At 70.7% G+C, this 20,889-nt stretch carries 10 protein-coding genes and 1 tRNA gene; 4 read left to right on the forward strand and 7 right to left on the reverse strand.

From position 1 onward, the window contains the following. Positions 1-6: 6 nt before the first annotated feature. The 4 genes from cmk to ACE3QY_RS05250 all read left to right on the forward strand — a co-directional run bounded on the left by cmk (position 7) and on the right by ACE3QY_RS05250 (position 2,986). Positions 7-693 (forward strand): (d)CMP kinase, encoded by a 687-nt coding sequence (gene cmk / locus ACE3QY_RS05235; protein WP_374454954.1) that lies wholly within the window; start codon positions 7-9, stop codon positions 691-693. Beyond that, positions 690-1,448, forward strand: coding sequence for a lysophospholipid acyltransferase family protein (locus ACE3QY_RS05240; protein WP_374454955.1), 759 nt, complete (start codon positions 690-692; stop codon positions 1,446-1,448). Before cmk ends, ACE3QY_RS05240 begins: the two co-directional genes overlap by 4 nt. A gap of 6 nt (positions 1,449-1,454) precedes the next feature. Continuing rightward, positions 1,455-2,822 carry a ribosome biogenesis GTPase Der gene (der, locus tag ACE3QY_RS05245; protein ID WP_374454956.1) on the forward strand — a complete coding sequence of 456 codons (1,368 nt, stop codon included), beginning with the start codon at positions 1,455-1,457 and terminating at the stop codon, positions 2,820-2,822. 90 nt (positions 2,823-2,912) lie between these two features. Further along, positions 2,913-2,986: transfer RNA gene (locus ACE3QY_RS05250), tRNA-Pro, on the forward strand. 132 nt (positions 2,987-3,118) lie between these two features. Here the strand turns inward: ACE3QY_RS05250 and ACE3QY_RS05255 are convergent. The 7 genes from ACE3QY_RS05255 to ACE3QY_RS05285 all read right to left on the reverse strand — a co-directional run bounded on the left by ACE3QY_RS05255 (position 3,119) and on the right by ACE3QY_RS05285 (position 20,879). Then, on the reverse strand, positions 3,119-4,441 hold the full coding sequence (locus tag ACE3QY_RS05255) for an ATP-binding protein (protein WP_374454957.1): 1,323 nt from the start codon (positions 4,439-4,441) through the stop codon (positions 3,119-3,121). Between the two features lie 7 nt (positions 4,442-4,448). After that, the gene (locus tag ACE3QY_RS05260) at positions 4,449-7,607 is read right to left on the reverse strand and encodes a DUF4157 domain-containing protein (RefSeq protein WP_374454958.1); all 3,159 of its coding nucleotides are present in this window, start codon (positions 7,605-7,607) and stop codon (positions 4,449-4,451) included. 130 nt (positions 7,608-7,737) lie between these two features. Further along, positions 7,738-9,198, reverse strand: coding sequence for a contractile injection system tape measure protein (locus tag ACE3QY_RS05265; RefSeq protein WP_374454959.1), 1,461 nt, complete (start codon positions 9,196-9,198; stop codon positions 7,738-7,740). Between the two features lie 3 nt (positions 9,199-9,201). Continuing rightward, the gene (locus ACE3QY_RS05270; protein WP_374454960.1) at positions 9,202-13,071 is read right to left on the reverse strand and encodes a hypothetical protein; all 3,870 of its coding nucleotides are present in this window, start codon (positions 13,069-13,071) and stop codon (positions 9,202-9,204) included. Position 13,072: 1 nt separating this feature from the next. Further along, on the reverse strand, positions 13,073-16,867 hold the full coding sequence (locus ACE3QY_RS05275; RefSeq protein ID WP_374454961.1) for a hypothetical protein: 3,795 nt from the start codon (positions 16,865-16,867) through the stop codon (positions 13,073-13,075). Next, positions 16,864-20,505 (reverse strand): baseplate J/gp47 family protein, encoded by a 3,642-nt coding sequence (locus ACE3QY_RS05280; protein ID WP_374454962.1) that lies wholly within the window; start codon positions 20,503-20,505, stop codon positions 16,864-16,866. Before ACE3QY_RS05280 ends, ACE3QY_RS05275 begins: the two co-directional genes overlap by 4 nt. Then, a complete protein-coding gene (locus ACE3QY_RS05285) occupies positions 20,502-20,879 on the reverse strand; it encodes a GPW/gp25 family protein (RefSeq protein ID WP_374454963.1) in 378 nt (125 codons plus the stop codon). Before ACE3QY_RS05285 ends, ACE3QY_RS05280 begins: the two co-directional genes overlap by 4 nt. Positions 20,880-20,889: the final 10 nt, after the last annotated feature.

Raw genomic sequence — 20,889 nt, forward strand, 5'->3', positions numbered from 1 at the left:
TCGCCCGTGAGCAGCGTCGAGAGCACCCCGGACCACACCCTCGTCATCGCCGTCGACGGGACGTCCGGCTCCGGGAAGTCGAGCACCTCCCGCGGGGTGGCCGAACGCCTCGGCCTGCGCTACCTCGACACCGGCGCGATGTTCCGGGCGATGACCTGGTGGCTGCTGCGCGAGGGCATCGACGTACGCGACGTGGCCGCGGTCGCGGCGGCCGCCGGTCGCCCGCGCATCGAGTCCGGCACCGACCCGCAGGCGCCGACGATCACCGTCGACGGCCAGGACGTCTCCGTGGAGATCCGCGGCGACGAGGTCAACGCGGCGGTCAGCCCCGTCAGCGCCGTGCCCGAGGTGCGCGCCCGTCTGCTCGACCTGCAGCGGGAGGTCATCGGCCGCGGCGGGATCGTCGTGGAGGGTCGCGACATCGGCTCCGTGGTGTGGCCGCAGGCAGAGGTGAAGGTCTACCTCAGCGCCGACCCAGACGCCCGCGCCGCGCGCCGCGCCGCGGAGGAGGGTGGCTCCGACCTGGCCACCACGCAGGAGTCGCTGCTGGCGCGCGACCGCATCGACTCCGGCCGCGCCACCGCGCCGCTGACCATGGCCGACGGCGCCGTGCACGTCGACAGCACCCACCTCAGCCTCGTCGAGGTCATCGACCGCATCGTGGCCCTCGCCGGATCCCGGTCGGGGTCGTGACCGGGGCCGACGACCTCGAGCTGCCCCGGAGCAGTGAGCAGCATCCCGCGACCGGGCTGCTGCACCGGCTCCGCCCGACGGCCGCCTGGCTGATCCGGCGTCGCTGGCCGGTCCGGGTGCTCGGTGCCGAGCACGTCCCCGCGGAGGGCGGTGTGATCCTCGCGGCCAACCACGTCGGGGTCATCGACGGACCGCTGCTGGCGATCTTCGCGCCACGGCCGGTGCACGCTCTGACCAAGCAGGAGATGTTCGCCGGCCGTCTGGGCGGCTTCCTGCATGCGGCCGGCCAGATCCCGCTCGACCGCTACGCCGCGGACCCGGCCGCGATCCGGACCTGCCTGCGCGTCGTGCGCGACGGGGGAGTGGCCGGCATCTTCCCCGAGGGCACCCGCGGTGACGGCCTGCTGGGCCGGTTCCACCACGGCGCGGCGTACCTCGCCCTCGTCACCGGCGCCCCCGTCGTGCCCGTCACCATGATCGGCACCCGGCCGTCCGGTGCCGGGTCCAACGCGCTGCCGGCGCGCGAGGGCGGCATCGACGTCGTGTTCGGCGCAGCGTGGCGAACCGCACAGCAGCCCTGGCCGCGCACCCGGGAACACGTGCGGGAGACCTCGGTGTTGTTGCGGTTGCACATGCTGTCCGAGCTGGACGGCGCCCTCGCGCGGACGCGGCGATCCTTGCCCGGACCGCTTCCTGCGGGACAATCCGAGGACGACCCCGACACCGGGCTCGTTCCTCCCTCCCAGAAGCTGTGATCATCCATGACTGAGTACGACGCCGTCAGCGTCGAGGCTGGCTCCGACGAGCCCTCCGGCCCGACCCCCGTCCTGGCCGTGGTGGGCCGCCCCAACGTGGGCAAGTCCACCCTGGTCAACCGGATCATCGGCCGCCGCGAAGCCGTCGTGGAGGACCGCCCGGGCGTGACCCGCGACCGCGTCTCCTACGACGCCAACTGGAACGGCCGCGCCTTCACCGTGGTCGACACCGGCGGCTGGGACCCCGACGCGCGCGGCCTCGCCGAGCGGATCGCGGGCCAGGCCGAGGTCGCCGTCACCCTGGCCGACGCCGTGCTGTTCGTCGTCGACGCGACCGTGGGCATCACCGACGCCGACGAGGCCGTCGTACGGATCCTGCGCAAGTCCGGCAAGCCGGTCGTCCTCGCGGCGAACAAGGTCGACGACCAGCGCACGGAGGCGGAGGCGTACGGCCTCTGGAACCTCGGCCTCGGCGAGCCGTTCCCGGTCTCCGCGCTGCACGGCCGCGGGTCGGGCGACATGCTGGACGCGATCCTCGCGGCCCTGCCGGAGACGCCGGCCGAGTCCTTCGAGGAGGTCGGCGGACCGCGCCGGATCGCCATCGTCGGCAAGCCCAACGTCGGCAAGTCGTCGCTGCTCAACATGCTGGCCAAGGAGGACCGCGTCGTCGTCGACAACGCCGCCGGCACCACGGTCGACCCCGTGGACGAGCTGATCGAGCTCGGCGACCGCACCTGGCGCTTCATCGACACCGCCGGCATCCGCAAGCGGGTCAACCAGGCCTCCGGCCACGAGTACTACGCCTCGCTGCGCACCTCCACCGCGATCGACCGCGCCGAGGTGGCCGTGCTGGTGCTCGACGCCAGCCAGACCGTGTCCGAGCAGGACATGCGGATCATCCAGACCATCCGCGACGCCGGGCGGGCGATGGTCATCGCGTTCAACAAGTGGGACCTCGTCGACGAGGAGCGCCGCCACTACCTCGAGCGCGAGGTCGAGCGCGACCTGGTGCAGGTGCGCTGGGCGCCGCGGATCAACTTCACCGCCCGGACCGGCTGGCACGTCGACCGCCTCGTCCCGGCGATCGACAAGGCCCTGGAGGGCTGGGAGACGCGTGTCGGCACCGGCGCGCTCAACACCTTCCTCGGTCGGCTGGTCGCCGAGCACCCGCACCCGGTGCGCAGCGGCAAGCAGCCCAAGATCCTCTTCGCGACACAGCCCTCGGTCGCGCCGCCGACCTTCGTGCTGTTCACCAGCGGCAAGCTCGACGCGGCCTACGAGCGCTTCGTCGAGCGTCGCCTGCGCGAGGAGTTCGGCTTCGTCGGCACGCCGATCGTCATCCAGCAGAAGCCGCGGGAGAAGCGCAAGCGCTGATCGGTCCCGGGAGGGCGGGTCGATTCCGTGACTCCCGAGGGCCTGCGGTAGTGTTCCCCTCGCTCCGGAGGCCTCGTGCCGAGGGGCACTCGGGCTGTGGCGCAGCTTGGTAGCGCACTTGACTGGGGGTCAAGGGGTCGCAGGTTCAAATCCTGTCAGCCCGACCGAGAGATGTCGCAGGACATCGGCAAGATCCGAACCTACGGACGTGGGTTCGGATCTCGTCATTTCCGGGGTTGAGCGTCCTGCGTGGTGCTGATGGGTGAGCTCTCGGAGCAGCCCACCGTCAGGTCGGCTCACACTACCTTCCCGTCCTTGACGAGCTCTTGCATGATCGCACCCTCCAGCATGGAGCGGTCAACGGGCTGCATGTCCGTGTCGAGCGCGGCGATGGCGCAGTGGTGCGCGACGTTGACGATCGACGCCGCCGTGAGCTCGAAGCGTCCTGCGATGTCGCGCCAGTCGACGTCGGCGTCGACCGCGACCTGGTGAGGGAAGGACCGCTGCCACAGCTCGCGTCGCTGCTCGGGGGTCGGGGGGTGGAAGCAGACGGCCGACTGGAATCGGCGGAGGAACGCTTCGTCGATGTTGCTGCGCCGGTTGGTGGCCAGGATCACGAGGCCGCTGAAGGTCTCGATCCGCTGCAGCAGGTAGGAGGCCTCCTGGTTGGCGTACTTGTCGTGGGCGTCTCGGATGTCGGTGCGCTTGCCGAAGAGCGCGTCCGCCTCGTCGAAGAAGAGGATCCACTCCTTGCCCTCCGCCTTGTCGAACAGCCCTGAGAGGTTCTTCTCCGTCTCCCCGATGTACTTCGACACCACCCGGGAGAGGTCGACCCGGAAGACCGGCCGACCGGTCGCCTTGCCGATCAGGGTCGCGGCGAGGGTCTTGCCGGTTCCCGGCGGGCCGTGGAACAGGACGCGGTACCCAGGGCGTACCCGCTTGCCCATGCCCCACTCGTGGAGCACCGTGTCGTTGAAGCGCATCCAGGTCTCGATGTCGCGGATCTGGCGCCACGTGTCAGGGCGGAGCACCACGTCGTCCCGGTCCATCTCGGTCCCGACGTGCTCTGCCGGGAAGCCGGTGCTGAATCCGGGGAGTGTCGCGTGGCCGGTGGTCATCAGCTCGACGCTCTCGGGGTCGAGGACCAGACGACCGCTCGTCGCCGGTGCTCCCTCGCGGACCCGGTCGAGCCAGAGCAAGTGACGTCTGGAGAACCAGTGCTCGGTGGTGAACATCCGCTGGACCGCGAGACGATCGCGGATGTCGTCCCCGGCGATGACGAACTGGGCCGTCTCACCTGTGGCGAGCACGCCGCGACCGGAGTCGAGCCGTACGCCGCCGAGCTCAGGCAGGTCGCCTCCCTCGGGCAGGTGGCGGCCGATGAGGGCGTCGAAGAAGGCCGGGCGCAGGTGCGGCACCAGCGCCAGCAGCAGCACGACGTGCTCCGCAGGGGTGAGCGGCTCCCCGTAGTGGAGCGCGGAGAAGAGGTCCAGGTCGAAGCCGCGATCGTTCGGCGAGCGCACCGCTCCCGACGCGGTGCCCAGGTGGCTGGCGAGCTGGTCGTCCACCAGGTCCTCGAGCAGCTGGAGGTCCCGGGTGAGCCGGGAGATCTCGTCCATGATCACCTCACTTCTCCGATGGCTCGAAGCTCGAGTCGAGCGCCCAACCCCGCTTGATGCGCTGCACGTGGTCGCGGAGCTTCTGTCCGGCCATCTCGGGGTGGCCCGCGTCGAGATGCTGCTGGATGGAGCGGTTCTCGCTGCTGTCGCCGAGGAAGATGTTCTTGGCGTAGCCGAAGAACCGGCGGTAGCGGCGCACGGCGGCCTTGAGGACCGCTTCGGCGTTCGGTCTCTTGCCCTCGACCGGCTGTCGGGCTCCCTCGATCGACCCGCGTTGCTCGAGGAGGAGCTTTGCCTGGGAGAGCGGCTTCTTGGCGAGGAAGCTCCCATAGTGCTTGGCCATGTCGTCCGACGACACGACATGTCGGCGGTCGATGTCAGCAGCGACGTTGATCTCCCGCCCCCGGGCGTCCTTCACGAGGTGGGAGGTCGCGGCGACCGCGCTCCCCACGAGGCGCGCCTTCTGGGCCAGGTACTCGCGGGCGATCCCGGCCTTCTGGGTCACGGTGAAGCCTCCCGAGCGCTCGATCTCGATGCTGTCGGGCATCGCTCCCTCACCACCCCACTCCGTCAGTGCCTGACCGATCACAGTCGCAAGGGTCCGCAGCGTCGTGTCGAGCGTGGCTGACATCGCATCTGCCTGCTTCGCGCGTGGGCCGGCTGCAGCGGCCCGCTCGTTGTCGTCCACCGACGCGAGGAACGTCTGGAGGGCGACGATCTCGCGCTCGTGCTTCTGTGTCGCCGCGAGCGGCTTCGTGAGGGTGGCGGGTTCCTGCTTGCGTCGGCCGTGCTCGTTGGTGAGGAAGGCTGACGGTTTCTCGGGCTCAGATCGGATGACCAGCTGGGCCGAGCGCTTCTCTCCGGTGAAGGTGAGGGTGTGGGGCTGATCGCCGCCCGTGACCGGCTCCTTCTTCCTCCACCACATGAGCAGCCGTTTCGCACCCTCCCGTGCCGAGGCGAGCAGCTTGGACAGCAGGCCGGCGAGCCAGCCCACGATCTTGTCGAGCGCCGTGTCCACGGGTTGCCGGATCCTCCGGACGATGCCGACGAGCTTGTCCGGGATGCTCCCGAGACCGGCGAACTTGGCCAGGAACGCGATCATCACCGTGAGGGTGCGGGCCATGGTCTGCTCCACCCGGTTGGCCGCCGCGTCGACGCTGCCCGCCGCGATGGCCGAGATCGAGTCGACGAACGAGGCGACGACGGCGCCGATCTGGCGCGCCTTCGCGACGAAGAAGGTGACGGTGTTGTAGACGGCGATGATCGCCTGCACCACCGCTCCCGCCGGGTTGATCATGCTGACGAGCTTCGTGACGGCGGCCTTCACGACCTCGGTCTGGATCATGCCCGTGACTTGGCTGATGAGCTGCGTCTTGAGCTCGGTGAGCTCGCCCTGGACCTGCGCCCAGGCGGCCGCTGGGCCCTGGGAGACGAGTGTCGTGAGCACCGCCGCCGACTTCTCCAGCGCTCCGAGCACCGGATCGGGGATGACCTTCACCAGCTTGCCGCGGACGTTCTGCCACGTCAGTCCGAGCACCGACAGCACCAGCTTGACCACCTCGACGAGGCTGAACGATCGCGGGACGTGCACTCCGGCCTCGCCGAGCGGGCCGGTCAGCCACGAGATGAGGGCGGCCTTGAGGTGCGTGACGATGTTGTGGGCGAACTTCTCGAAGCCGAGCCGCCCGGCGCGGACCAGGTTCCTCACGAAACCGACCGGGTTGCGCAGGATCTGGTGGAAGGCGGCCCTGGCCTTCGCGATGTAGGGCATCACGCCCGGTGCCACCACCGAGAACAGGATCTCGAGCAGGCTCAGCACCTGGCCGCCGGCCCAGCTGATGAAGCGCCCGGCGAGCCCGAGGAAGGCGGAGGAGACCTTGCGGAACGCGCCGACGACGGTGACCACGTCCTGGAACGTGAGTGACCTGAGGGTCTGCACGATGTGGCCCGGGATCGAGCGGACGAACCCCATCAGCCCGGCCAGCGCACCCTGGAACCAGGTGAATGCCCGCCCCACTGCGTTGCCGCGCTTGATGTTGAGCCACACCTCCTCCTGACCGATCAGCTTCATGAAGCCGCCGATGAGGGTCTCGGCGGTTCGGGGGTAGGGCTCGCCGGTGACGGGGTCCTGCTCAAGGACGGCCTTCAGCAGGTCGTAGCCGGGCGTCCCTTCGGCGAGCGCGGCGAGTGGGCGGAGGATCACGCGCTTCACGATCGCGAGGAGCTCGATCACGACGCCTGTGCCGAAGGAGATGAGGCTGCTGATCGGATCGGTGAAGATGCGCTTGGCGCGGTCCCACACCCCGCCCAGGTCGAAGATGTCGGTCCAGCTCAAGGAGTCGATGAAGCGGCGCAGTCCGGTCACGATCTGGGCGCCGATGTCGCCGAGCTGTGACACCTTCTGATCGACCCACTCTGCTGCCTCGTTGGTCACGCCGTGGTTGTCCAAGGCGCGAGTGATCAGGGCGCCGCCGGGCACCAGCTCGATCAGCGCCCGCAGGAAGTTGGCCGGCGTGCGCGCCACCGAGCGTTGGTTGACCGGGTTGAATCCGAGGATCAGCGTCAGCATCCGGAACCCCGGGATGTGGTGAGCCTTGTCCGCAAAGTAGTCCAGGGCGTCCTGCACGCCGAGGCGCTGCACCGTCGGGGTGCCGCCGGGGGTGCTCACCTCCGGCCGCATCCGGTCGACGTCGTGCCGTGCAGCCTGCCGCTGGACGGTCGCTCCCTGCTGGATGGTGTGTGTCAGCTCGTGGGCGAGCAGGTGGCGACCTGCGTCGGTCTCCGGCCGGTACTGGCCGCGCCCGAAGAACACGTGGTTGCGGTAGGTGAAGGCCTGCGCACTGAGGTGGTTGCTCAGGCTGGCAGCCTGGTCGTCGGCATGGATCCGTACGTCGCCGAGGTCGGCGCCCAACCGAGGCTCCATGTCGTCGCGGACCCGGCTCGGCAAGGCCTGCCCTCCCGTCGTGGCGCCTTGCATCGCCGTGTGCGGCGGAGGGGCGAGGGCTGGTGCCACGGGTGCCCCCACGCTGCTCCGCTGCACCTGGGCGCCGGGCTCGTCCCTCTGCACCACCCGCTCCTCGGGCTTGCGGTTCACCGCGACTGCGGTCGCCTCGGCCTCACGCTCGAGGGGGTCGCTCGGCTTGCTCACCGTGAGTCGTGGCTGCACCTCCGGAGCCGACGCGGACCGGGCGACGGAGCGGAAGAAGCCGGACGACCCGACCCCCCGGAAGAAGCTGCCGGGGCGGTGGACCGAGGCCGAGCGGGACCTCGATGCCTTGGCGGGTGCCGAGCGCATGTCAGGCCCGCCACTCGACGCGTAGCATCCGATCCATCCAGGGTGTCTGCACCATCGAGACACCCCAGGGCAGCTGCTCGAGCAGGATGTCGACCGACCGGTCCTCGACCCGGAGCACCCAGTCGTCGCCCTCGGCGAACAACGTCCCGGGCCTGGTGAGGAACTCGGCCCGCAGCGCGTCGGGCGAGGTGCTCCGCAGCGCCTCCCAGTGCCCGACGACCGCCCTGAGCAGGGCCGATGCCTCGGCGACCTCGTCCTTGGTCAGGGCGGGGTCGCGCTCCACGGGTTGTCCGAGCGGCACGCCGCACAGCACTTTGGCGAGCGGCGTCGCGTGCTCCGGAACCACCTCGTCACCGGTGGCGAGGTGGTGCAGGAGCGCGACCGCCCGGTCGGCATCGAGCAGCTCCTCTCCTGCTGCCACCCCGAGTCCCGCGAGGAAGCGAGGCAGGAACGGGTGGAGCAGCACCACCCCGGCGTGGTCGACGAGGAGGGAGTGGGCGCCGCTTGGTACACCTGCGGTCGTCCGTCCGTCGGCTCCCGTGGCGCCGTGCCTCGCGGCGGCGCGTACGTCGTGCGATCGATCGGTCACGTCGGGCGGCGGAACGTCGAGCGAGGCTCGCGACCCTTGTCGACCCGGGCGCTCCACCAGCTCCGGATCTGCCCGCACCTCCTCTGGCAGCGAGCCCAGGGTCTGTTGCACGAGCTCGTCGGCCGTCACCGTCCGCCCCTCCGCAGCAGCCGCTAGGGCGGCGAGCTGGATCTGGCGGAGGAAGGCCGACCACTCCCGGCCGTCCGGCCCAGAGGCCGCCGGTGGTTCGGAGGCCTCGGCCAGCGGGCCCGCCACTCCGGGCGCGACCCGGCGGACCAGGTCGAGGACGAATGGGGCGGAGAACTGCTTGACGACTCGCAGCCGGACGGCGGGTTCCTGGAGAGCGTCGGCCACTCCCGCGCGACTGACCTGGCTGGCCGTGGCATCGCTGGCCCACGCCTCCGTGACAGCCCGCTCGAGATCGCCGTCCGGCGGACGGAACGCCCATGGGAGCCGCCCGTCCCGCAGGAACGCCACGAAGGCCGCCTCGATCGTCGCGGAGGCCCGCCATCGCACGATGGGGCCGGCCGTCCCGGTCGTCGCGCCCGGCGCCTCGGTCGAGCTGTCGGTGCGGCCGAGCGGCGGGGGCACATGACGCCGGAAGAACGCCTCGACGTCGTGCCGGACCGCCTGGGCCAGGGCATCGTCCAGCAAGGCGTACGGCACGCCGTCGAGCTCGATGTCGAGCCGCTCGACGACCAGGCGGTCGTCCTCCGGCACGACGCCCGCCAGCGCGCGTTCGAGCGCCCGCGCGACCACCCCGTCGACCGTTCCGGACAAATGTCGTTGCACTAGCAGCCCGTCGTTCTCGCTGCCGTGCACCTCGACCTCCACGACGTGGCGACGGACGGCGATCGTGGCGGGGGGTGACATGGCTCAACCGTCGATCTCGATGACGGTGCGGAAGGCCGCCCAGCAGCCGCGTTCGTCGTAGGCGGTCAGGCGGACCGACTTCGGCCCGGGTTCGACCTCCCGGAAGGTCACGACGACGTGATCGCCGTTCGCGAGCGAGGGCTCCGCCTCCTCGACCTCCCAGAGGAAGGCGTCGACCGACCCGTTCGTGACCTCGGCCCTCAGCTCCACGAGCCGGTCGTCGAGGCGCTCCTCGTGGATCTCCACCTTCAGGTCCGTGCCCTCGCACACGGGGTGCTGCTCGTCGGACTGGCACTTGTTCGAGGTGGACCCTCCGAACGGTGGGATGAGCACCGCCGACTGCTCGGTGTGCACCTCGGTGCCCTGCGAGCCGTAGCCAACGGAGATCTTGTGCTCCGCGCGACCTTGGATGAACGACACCGTGAGGCGGAATTCCAGCTCGAGGCACACCAGCCGGTCGATCCACAGCACCCCCGTGGACGTCTCGTCAGCCGCCGACTCGTACTCCAGCAGGAGCCACTGGTCGGATCCGACCTCCTCGGCAACCACGCCGTTCACCCCTTCCAGCCACTTGGTGACCGCGGAGAGGAACCTGGCGAAGCTGATCGGGCTGGAGCCGTGTGCCAGGGCCCGTCCGACCCGGTCGGTGAGGTCGTGCTCGGTCCCGTCGGCGTCCACGAGGCGGAACATCGAGACTTCGGCCTGATACTCGTTCAGAGGCAGTCCCTCCCTCGCCTCCGGGACCCAGAAGCGATGTCCCCGCCGCACGGCGGCACCGCCGCACGGCAGGGTGCACGGCTCCACACCGGACTCGGTGGTGCGTCGCACCACACACCCGGCGGCGTCCCTCACGGTGACGGCCAGCACCTCGGCGGCGGGGAGGGTCGGGCTGGTGTAGACCGTCCCGGCCACGGTGCCGGGGCTCGCGACGTACGGCGGCGTCCCCCCGGTGATCTCGAACGCGACCTGGAAGGTATTCCGGGTAGCGTCCACGCTCACCTCGGGGTCACCTACCGCGAGCACCGGTGGGACCGTCACCGTCGTCGGGGTTGTCTCGGCACCGCTGGCATCGCGCGCCGCGATCGTGTGCTCTCCCTCCGCCAGCCGCAGTGGCCCACTGAGCCCGGTGAAGGAGCCGTCGTCGACACGCACCGAGACGGGGCCGTTCGCACCCTCCACGGTCACGGTCACGTCTGCGGCGCCGTCGTCACCGGTGCAGGCCACGGCGACATCCATCCGGAGTCGCACCGGCGGCAGGGTGTACTGGATGGGCGGGCAGTGCGAGCAGCACTGGTACGGCAGGAAGAAGTCCGCTACCACCTCGCCCTCGGTGAGGGCGCGTACGGCGGCGGCGTACACCCGCGCCGCGGCCCCCTGACCGATCGGCACCTTCGGTACGAGAGGCCTGCCGGTGAGGCTGCGGAACATGAGCTGGATGGCGGGGTCGGTCGCGAGCTCGAGCGGGTGTTGGAGCCGGTCGAGGGCGCCCTCGACCGGGTCGGGCTCGCGACGTGCGGCGAGCACCTCCCGGGGGCTGAGCGTCGCGACCTCGCCGGTCAGCGGTCGGAACACCTCCTCCCGGAGGAGCGGTGGAATTTCCCGCGGCGGCACGTCGCGGCGAAGGGCTGGCGACTCGTGGTAGACCACGACGAACGTGCCGCCCAAGGGGACGCCGGCGCCGTGCTGCAGACCCGGGTGGTGCTGCGCGTAGTGCGCGAGGAACTGGGCCTGCTTGACGTCCCGCACCCGTCGCTCGTACTCCGCGGCGAGGGACTCCAGCGGGTCGAGCCGGCAGCGGAAGACGATGTCGTCGATCCGGTCGGAGAGCCCGGGGTGGTCGAGCTTGACCCGGCGCCGAGCGGCATCGAACTGCTCGGCGACCGCCACGAGGTGGGCGTAGCGCTCGGCGAACGACGTGATGTCGAGGGAGCCGATGTCCTCGGTGACCCGGTCGGCCAGGTCGCTCATGGCGGTCGTCAACGCGTACACGCTGTACGCCACGTCGGGCTGGTCGGTGGGTCGCACCGCCTCCGGGGCGACGCCCTCGGGCTGGAGAAACCCCACGAACGGCATTCCGGGGGTCCAGCTGAGGTTCGCCTCGATGGCGCGTCCCAGAGTGCCCGGTCGCACCCGGTAGGCCGGGGCCCACCTGCGGAGCACGGCGAGCGTCGGCATGACCTCGGGCGCATCGACGAGCTTGCCGCTGGGCAGGTCGAAGAAGTACTGGATCTGCTTGGCAAGGAAGCAGGTCAGCTCGGAGGTGAGGGCGGCGTAGAGGGCGTCGAGGTCGTCGAACCGGCACCTCTCCTTGCTCAGGTCGACCTCGATGTCCTCGTCGAAGGCTCCGGTGCGCAGGGCGACCACCTCGAAGGGGAGTCGGTGCTGGCTCCGCAGCGTGAGCAGGGTGCTGACCACGTCACGGACGTCCTTGCCCAGGTGGCCCTCGATCCGCAGGAAGTCCTGGGGCTCGAGATCGAACCCGAGCGGCTGGGTGACGAAGTCGGGAGGCACGGGCTGCTGCTGGGCCGCTCGGTAGCCCACGTTGTGGTGGGCCCGCTGCCGCTCGGTCTTGATGGGGTCCCACAGCCGGTACAGGGGAGGGGCGCCGTCCTGCTCGTAGTAGTAGGGGATGGCGCGCACGCCTAGGGGCGCGCCCCCCGCGCGGCTCGGGGTGATCCTGATCTGCTGGTCGGGGGAGGCCTGGCTCGGCGGCTGCAACGCCGGAGTGTCGGTGAACGCCTGGGTCATCGCAACCAGCCGGTCGAAGAGCATCCGGAACCTGCCCGTCCGCTGCTCGCACCGGCCGACGGCGGGCGAGGCGACGAAGCGGTGGCGGAGTGGGTCGGGCGCGATGCCGGCCGGTGCCAGCGCGCCGGCGACCAAGTGTCGCGGGAAGAGGCCCTCAGGTGGGCAGCACGCGCACATGAGGTCAAGCCCGGCCCACCGGACCTCGTCATAGGCGGCGAGGAGGTCGCGGAACAGGTCCCAGTAGTACTGGAGGAAGCGCACCTGCGTGGTCGTCGTCGGGTTGGCGTCGAGGAACCCGTAGCGGTTGACGAAGGTCGTGAAGGGGTTGGTCGGATGCTGGTCGAGGACCAGGGGCTGGAACGCGTCGTACGCCGCCGAAAGTGCCGCGGCAGTCGCGGCGACCAGCTTGTGGGCGCGGAACGGGCCCTGGAAGGCTGCGAGCACCTCCCCCGTCTCGACCGGACTCGAGTTGGGCACGTCGTAGCGCGGCATCCTCAGGTCCGGCAGCTGCAGTCGCGCACCCACGTCCTGAAGCGTCGCGACGCTCGGCGACGCATCCGCCACCTCGTGGAGGTCGGAGGTGTCGACGAGAAGGCGCCGCACCGTCGCGGTCACCTGGGAGCCGCGGTCGTCGCAGCTGCTCGGGCTGCACGTGCGCAGCCCGCCGCGGCGGAGCTCGAGGAAGAGGACGAGCGCCTTGTCCTCGAGCACCAGGCCGCTGGCACCCAGCGGCTGCGCCCCGGGTTCGTCGTCGTCGGCGAAGAGCTCCCACATGTCGTACTGCTGAGGTGGGTCGGTCCCCGGCTGCACGAGCGGGGCGTAGGGACCGCCCGGCGGGTACGGGTCGTCGCCCGGCAATCGGTAGGGCCGCACCGCCACGAGCTCGAGGTCCTCGGGTTCGACGACGAGATACCCCTGCGAGGTGATGCCGCACCCGCGGGACAGCCGCACGGTCCCGGATCCGGTCACCTCGACACCGAGGCCACACACGACCCCGATCCCGATCAGGTTCGCCCGGGTGAGGCGCTGCTGCTCGTCCAGGTACTCGAACAGGTCGTTGAGGTGCGCCTTCGTGAGCACCTGGTTGGCCTCGAAGATCGGGTAGGTGAGTTGCGTCGTGTCCATGTCAGTTGCTCCCAAGTGCCGAATGTCCGAGGCGGACGGGGTTGACGTCGGATCCCGCGTCGCAGTCGTGGAGCGTCGCGCGTGGGTAGGTGTTGCGGAGACCGGCGAGCACGTGCACCAACCGGTCCAGGCGGTAGGACACCTCGACGTAGCGGTCGTAGCGCTGCGTCAACAGCTCCCGCAGGTCGTTGAGCGCACCGGCGTCGAAGGTCAGGTCCGGGCACTGAGCGAGGGCGGGCGCGGCGAAGGGCGTGAACTCACCGGGTTCGCGGCCGGCCGCGATGTTGGACTCCATCCAGCCGCGGAACGCGGCGCCGAAACCGGCGAGCACGGTGGCGGCGCACCGGCACAGCGCGTCCGGCGTCGGCCCCGGTGTGGTCACGGCGCGGGTGAGCTCCTCGACGACGGTCTCCTGCAGACGCTCCTCGGGCCAGTCGACCGCCGCGTCCGCACGCACCCACCGGGACCACACGTCGTGGAAGCGCTCGAACTGGTAACCGTGGCCTACGACCTCCGCGAAGTGCTCCACCAGCAGCTGCCACAGCTGGTCGCGGAGGGCGTCGTCGATGTGGTCGGCACAGGACAACCCGGCCAGGTCGACCTCCGTGGCGAAGAGCTCGGCGAGGGCCTGGGCCGCGACGGACGCAGGAAGGACGCGGAGCGAGTGCGCAGCGAGCCAGCTCCGGAAGGCCGCGGCGTGCGCCTCGTAGATCTCGGCCGCGCAGGCACACGCGGCGTCCGTGTCTTCGACGGCGTCGCCGAGCAGCTCGGCGAGGCGGTCCACGACGGGGTCGCACGGGTCGGGGACGAAGCCGTCGTTGCCCACCCAGCACGTCTTGATCAGCAGGTGTGACGGTGTCTGCTCCTGGATCGTCCGCTCGGCGAGGCGGCGCATGGTGATGTCCGTGCTCAGCGGCGCGGTCCAGCCGGGCACGACGAACGTGAGGCGGAACGAGTACGGGTCCTCGTCGCCGCAGGTGCAGCAGTCGCCGTCACTGCACGCGGGGTGGAGCGCGTCGCCCGGGAACTTCGGGCGCAGCAGGAGGTGTTCGACCACGACCGACCTGGCGTGCGCGGCGGCGCCGGCGATCTCGGCGGCGGCGTCCCCTGCAGTCCGCTCGGACGGGTAGTCGCCGTCCACGACTCCGGTGAGCCCGGTCAGGGGGTCCTCGACACTGATCCGCCACGGTCCGAACGGATCACCGGCGTCGAGCGGGCCGACGACGAGGTGGTCCGGCCGGGTCAGCGACGAGAGAGCGGCCTGACGGGCACCAGAGAGGGCTGCGACCAGGTCGGCGACCGCTCCGTCGGGAGCCATCGTGAGGTCCTCGCTCGGCTGGCCCTGGGGGACGCGGGTCAGCACGACACCCGCGTCGTCTGCCGTGAGCCCCCAGTCCGACAACGTGTCGAGGTCCTCGTCGGTGATCAGGGTGGTCAGTGCCGCGGTGACGTCGGCGGGTGGATCGAGCACGACCTCGGCGGTCGCACCCACGTGGAGCGCATGGACGTAGCCCGGCGCGGCAGCCTGCTTGCTCGCGCGGTAGGAGAAGGTCACCTCCGGCAGACCGAGCATCAAGGTCACGCGCCGCTGGAGACCCGAGACGGTGGCCGGGTCGCCCAGCTGGGCCGAGCGGTCGAAGGCCCTGCCGCGGTCGTGGCCCAGCTCGGGCAGCGCCCGCAGGAAGGCGAGCTTCGCGTCGATGAGCGCGGCCCTGGCGGCCGCCGTGCCCTCGCTGCTCGCGAGCTGCAGGGCGACGTCGCGGAAGGTCTCGGCGAACCGGGAGAGGAGGTGGTCGAGGAACCGGTTGCGCCGCTCGACGAACACGCTCCTGGTTTCGCTCATCTCGGCCAGCGCGTCGCTGGTCAGCCCCGCGACCACGTCCTCGTACCCCGCGACCCGCGACGGGCCCTCCAGGCCGGTGAAGTAGGTGTGGTCGATCCCGTCGTCGAGGGAGAACAGCTCGCCCACTCGCGCGACCTGCAGGTAGGCGTCGTGGAGCAGCTGCTCGAACACCATCAGGTAGGCCTTGAGCTGCTTGGCCTGGGCACGTCGCACGGGTGGCGCCGTCGACGGCAGCCCGGCCGGGCCCAGCCCGTAGGTCTGCGGCAGGCTGTGCTGGACGGGGTGGTAGGCGCGCATGTCGCGGCGGGCCCCCACCGGCACGGGGAGGTCGAGGTCGGTGTCGAGCAGCTTCGGGCGCGCGGCCCGGCCGAGCAGCTGCACCAGCGTGTCCTCGGCCTCGTCCGTTCGGGGCACGAAGGGCAGCCCGCCCTGCGTGAAGGCGAACGACGAGAGGCGCCGGTGGAGCCGCGGACGATGCCGCGCCGGCAGGAACATCAGCCACGAGGCCGTGGTCCGCTCCGGGTCGAGCACGGGGGTCCCGTCGGTCCAGGTCGGGTCGGAGATGCCCGGTATCGCGGTGCCGTCGCCGGCGTACGCCGTGAGCCGGAGGCGCTCGACACTGACCACGCCCTCGAGGTCTGCGAGCCGGTCGAGGAGGTCCGACACCCTGATCTCCGCCTGGATCTGGCTGCCTGTCAGCGCCTCGTCGGTGATGAACCCGCTGTCGAGCTCCGGCCCGTTGAAGATCGTCTCCACTGGCACTCCTCGCGCCCGGAGCTCGGCGAGGGCGCGGAACTCGACCGGCGGGTCGAGGGCCCGCTGGATCTCGAACCAGATACGTGCCAGGACCAGCTCGAGGTCGGCTCCGGGCTCGACCTCCACGTCGGCGCAGACCGCGATGTCGACGATCTCCACGAGCTCCACGCGGCACACGTCCTCGTCGAGATTGCGGTGGCGCTCGAGCGCGGTCCGGGCGGTGCTGATCCCGGCGTCGACGAGCGCCAGCTTCCTCCGGTAGGGATCGGCGAACCCGTCGACGCGCGGGTCGGTGAGCCACGCCAGGAGGTCCGCCACGGTCATCTGGTCGCGGGCCCCCGAGCTGCCGAAGATACGGACCGCGACGTTGTCGATGTCGATCGAGGTCGTGTCCGACAGCAGGATCGTGAGGTCGACGTAGAACACGTCTCCCCAGTTCGCCCTGAGCTCCGCGTCGTCGACGGGAGTGGTGCCGCCCTTGGTGCGGTTGGGGCCTGAGGCCGTGACCTGGATGGGGTTGTCGTCCCGCGCGAGGCGGCCGCGCTCGTCGCGGCGGCTCAGGCGCCAGTCGGGGAACGTGGTCTCGACCGTGACGACGTGCCGACGGAGCTCCGCGTCGCTGACCACCCGGCGCCGGACGATCGTGCGGTTGTTGAGGTCGCCGAGGTCGGGGTGCGGCTCGAGCTCCAGCAGGACGTCGCTCAGGCCGCGTGGCTCCACCCGCACGGCGGTGGAGGCGCTATCGGGCCGCCCGGTCGGGTCATGCGACAGCACCAGCGCGCCGTCCTCGCACCACGCGTAGTACGACGCCTCGCACGCGCGCGACTTGCACACCAGCCAGGCGTTGCGAACCGGCGCGAGATCGATCAGGAGCCGACGCAGGTCGTCCGGCGTCGTGGGGTTGACGGTGAGGATCGTCCTGGCCGAGAAGAAGGCCTGGTCGGGGTAGGGGTCCTCGGGGCTCGTCCCGCTGGCGACCGACGCGAGGATGTCGGCGATCGGGAACTCGGTCCGGTAAGCGAGCTCGGTCAGCGCGAACGACAGCGCCTCGAGGATGGTGATCCCGGGGTCATGGAGGTTGTAGTCGGTCCAGTCATCGCTGCCTGCCTGCTGGATCCAGCCGACGCCCTCGCGGCGCAGGGCGTAGAAGTCGAGTGCTGTGGCGCTGCTGTCGAGCGGGCCGGGAGTCGTCGTCATCGGGGGGCCTCCGGGTCGCACCCGCACCGCTCACCCGACGCGGTCCGGTCGGGTCGTATCACCTTCACCACGTGCGTCTCGGCCGGGACCGACACCAGGATCGAGATGGCGCGCGCCCCCACGACCTGGTCGAGGTCGCCGCTCTCGCCTTGGTCCGGGTCGATGTGCGTCAGGCGGACGTCGGTGACGTACTCGACGTAGGGCCGCTCCTCGACGTAGTTGACGAGCACCGACTTGGCGATGCGGCCGTTGAAGGACGGTCGGGCATCGTCGCGGAAGGCCCACGGCGACAGGAATCGGGTGATCTCCCGCTGGAGCTCCTGCACGTGGAAGGTCTCGTCGACACCGGGGCGGAAGCGCACGTTGAGCCCCGCGCGGACCTCCTCGAAGCGTGGGTTCCGCACGTGCAGGGTCGCGAAGCACGACATCCGCGACGCGAGGAAGCGTTCGACCTCGCCGAGCAGGCGCAGGCTGGTCGTCGGCCGTAGCGGGTCGCGGCGCTCGGCCACTGCGAGGTCGGGGATGGTCACGACGGTCACGTGCCCCGGTGCCAGCTCGCGGTAGATCCCGGTGCCCGACGCGTTCGGCTCGTAGCGGGTGTGGTTGAGGCAGCGGGCCTGGTAGATCTCCGGGAACGCAGCCAGCACGAGGTGCTCGTGGTCCCAGAGCGTGATGGCCCGGTCCTTGTGGCGGAGTCGTTCGCTGACGCGGGACCTGAATGCCTCGTCGGACTCGAGCGGCCGGCCGCCGAACGACGAGAACGGCTGGGTGACACGCTTCACCGCCGCCTCCGGGGGGTCCAGCTTGGTGATCGTCCCTGCCGGGAGCTGCCGGGTGTGGGAGATCGATCCGTTGCGACGGTCGACGTAGGTGGCCCGCAGCCCCTGCGCTGCGACAGTGAGCATCCGGCACACGGCGTCGGGCGCCTCGGCCACTGCGACCCGTATCCAGTGCAGCCCGGTCGGGAGCTCTGTGTGCTCGGTCGAGGCGTCCGAGGGGACCGACAGCGTGATGATTCCCGAGGAGAGCAGTCCGTCGGTGCTGTCCGAAACGGTGTTCGCGGGGAACGGCTCCCAGCTACCTCCGGACAGGTAGCTCCAGTGGAGGTGGTCGTCCGGCTTGGCGACCAGTGGGTTCGCCGACCCGTCGACCACCTCGAACAGCAGCTTCAGGTCCTGGGGCGGGGCGAGGTCGCGCACCCCGATGTAGAGGGCTGCCTCGGCGTCGGTGGCGCCGGTGGCCCGGAATGGGCCGAGGAGCGGCAATGCCCCTGTCGCCTGTGCCGGCGAGGGCGCCAGATGGCCGAACGGCATCATGTGGAAGAAGCGCCCGGCGGCCTCTGTCGGGTTCGCGAGGCTGAGCTCCTGCGTCGCGGTGTAGTCGAGGGTCAGCGACTCCAGCATGGGCAGCACGGGAACGGGGCTCGGCTCCCCGTCGCCGGCGCCGGCGGCGATCCACTTGGCGAGGGCGAGCGGGTAGGCCTCGGTCCCGAATCCGGCGTCGAGCCGCAGCCGGATGAAGCCGCTGCGGCTGCGGGTGTCGAAGGCGACACCCTGCTCGAGCACGGGGTCGGCGTCGGGTGTGGTGGGGACGGCACCGATCTGGAGGGCCTGCGCGGTGACATCCGTCGACGGCATGGACAGTGGCCCCCAGATGCCGGCGTCAAGGACCTGCGCGGTGACCCGGGGCGTCCCTGTGCCCCCATAGGCGGTGGGAGGCGTCAGCCACGTTGTGTGGAGGGTCACCTCCACCGGCGACTTCTGGAAGGCCTCCGCGGAGCCGATGACGAGCGCGCTGTTGTCCCGAGGCACGGCCCCGAAGGCCAGGAACGGCTTCGACGGGTCGATCGGCCCCTGGTCGTTCGCCAGGGCGAGGGACCGCAGACCCTCGACCCGGACACCGAGCGTCACGCCGGTGAGCTCGACCTTCTCGAGCAGGGTGTAGGTCGTCCACGGGGTCGTGGGGCGATGGCGGAGCGTGATCAGGAGGACTGGTAGGCGGGTGTCGAGGTCGTAGCCGTGGGTCGCGGCGTCGTAGGGCGTGACGGCCGGGTCGTTGCCGTCGAGCTCGATCTGCAGCTCGCCGCCCTCGGGGTCGAGGGAGAGGATGTCGACGCTGCGCTCGAGCCACCCGTCCGCGGTGGTGAGGCGGCACCGGAGGTCGACCGCGGCCGTCGTCTGGTCGGCGATCGCTGTCGAGGTCTGGAGCCGCACCGCTATGGTGCGCCGACCCTCCGCGAGCCACAGGTGGTGGGAGGCGACGGCGAAGCCGAGCTCGGCGGGCGGCATCCTGATCCCCGTCAGCGTGCCGTGCTCGTGGGTCTTGTTGGCGAATGGGTGCCATGACCCGTCGACGGCGTCGGGCGCGCCCCCGACACCGTCACCCGACGCCGCCACGGGCGAGGCGAACAGGCGACCGTCGTCGAGCGGCAGCTGCTCACCGGGGGTGTCGCGGTGCCGGTAGACGCTGGCGAGCCGCTCGACCGAGGCACGGTTGACCACGACATCGGCGTCCACGGCGAAGTGGGCGTCCTCGCCGACGTCGTCCTTGCCCGCCCGCAGCAGCGTCCCGGCCGGCAGTCGGTGAGAGGCGACGTGCTTCGCGAGCTCCACCAGCACGTGGGCGTGGCCCGACTCCGATGGCTGGTCCCTCAGGCGCAGCACATCACGGTAGTAGTGGTCGAGATGCCTCGCCGTGAGCTGGTTCGCCTGCGTGCGAGTGTGCTCGAGCAGGCGCACGAAGGCCAGGAACAGAGCGTAGTGGGGCTGGTGGCCGTTCGAGTCGAAGCTCGCGTGCAGGGCGGTCCGGGCACCGTCGACGATGCGCGCGTACGCCCCCAGGAAGGTCTCGCAGATTGCCCGGAAGAGGTGGTGGGTGGCGAGGTGGTTGGCGCGGTCGGCCACGGTGCCGCCCTGCCCGTAGGCGTCCATGTGGGGGAGTGGGTCCACCGCGACGTACGCCACCCAGTCGGGTAGGTCGACGCCCGCGGGCCACTCCCCGGACAGGGCATCGCCGGGTTCCACGAGGAGGCGCTGGAATGGCTCCACCTGCCGGCCGAGGATGCGGACGTCGCCGGGAGGGGGTGTGTCTGCGTCCACCACCCCGAGGGTCTGGCCGGCCACGTGGTAGCCGATCAGGCGACGCAGCATGGGGCTCAGCTGCGCGCGCACCAGGTCGACGATCGTCGCGCGCAGCGGATCCGCCGGTGGCAGTGCCACGGTCACCGCGTCGATGCCTCGGGCGAGGCTGCCCACCGCGTCGAAGATCGCGCCGAGCGCCTCCTGCATGTCGGCCTCGGACACCGCGAGAGGCGGGTCCTCGAGGCGACGCAGCCATCCCTGCAGCGCCGTTCGGTAGGCATCGACGTCGTCGACCGCGACGACCGCGAGGAGCGAGGAGATGTCGGAGCCGAAGAACTGGTGCCAGTCCGGGTCGGCCGGGTCGACGTTGTCGTCCATCCCCACGTACCGGAGGTACCTGCTGTAGGCGGCAGCGAAGACGATCGCGTGCTCGGACCCGCGGTCGTCGACGGGAGCGCTGCCGGGATCGGGTGCGCTGAGCGCCCGGTCCTCCTGGTCCGTGCCGTGGCGGAGCAGTTGTCCCGGGTCGTGGCTGGCCGAGCACCCGCAGGAGGTCATGGCGACTCCGGGAGGAGCTGCACCGTCGTGGTGAGGTTGATGTCGGTGCCTTCGTCCCGGTAGTAGGGGAAGACGAAGTTGAACCGTGAGTTGGTGGCCTTGACGCGATAGGTCACCCCGATCTGGAGGCGCCCCCCGATCGCCTCGGCCGGGTCGTCCTCGACACGCACGTGCTCCAGCTCGATGCGTGGCTCGTGGTAGAGGATCGCCGACTCGATCTTGTCGGCCATCAGCGTCCGCATCCGGGTGTCGAGGTTCTCGAAGACCAGCTCGTCCATGTTGCAGCCGTACTGCGGGACCATGATCCGTTCGCCGGGCGCGGTCGAGAGCAGGATCTGCAGGCTCGACACGATGTCGTCCTGGTCGTCGAGCATCCGGACTCCG

The sequence above is a fragment of the Nocardioides sp. genome (assembly GCF_041913365.1).
Lineage (GTDB): Bacteria > Actinomycetota > Actinomycetes > Propionibacteriales > Nocardioidaceae > Nocardioides.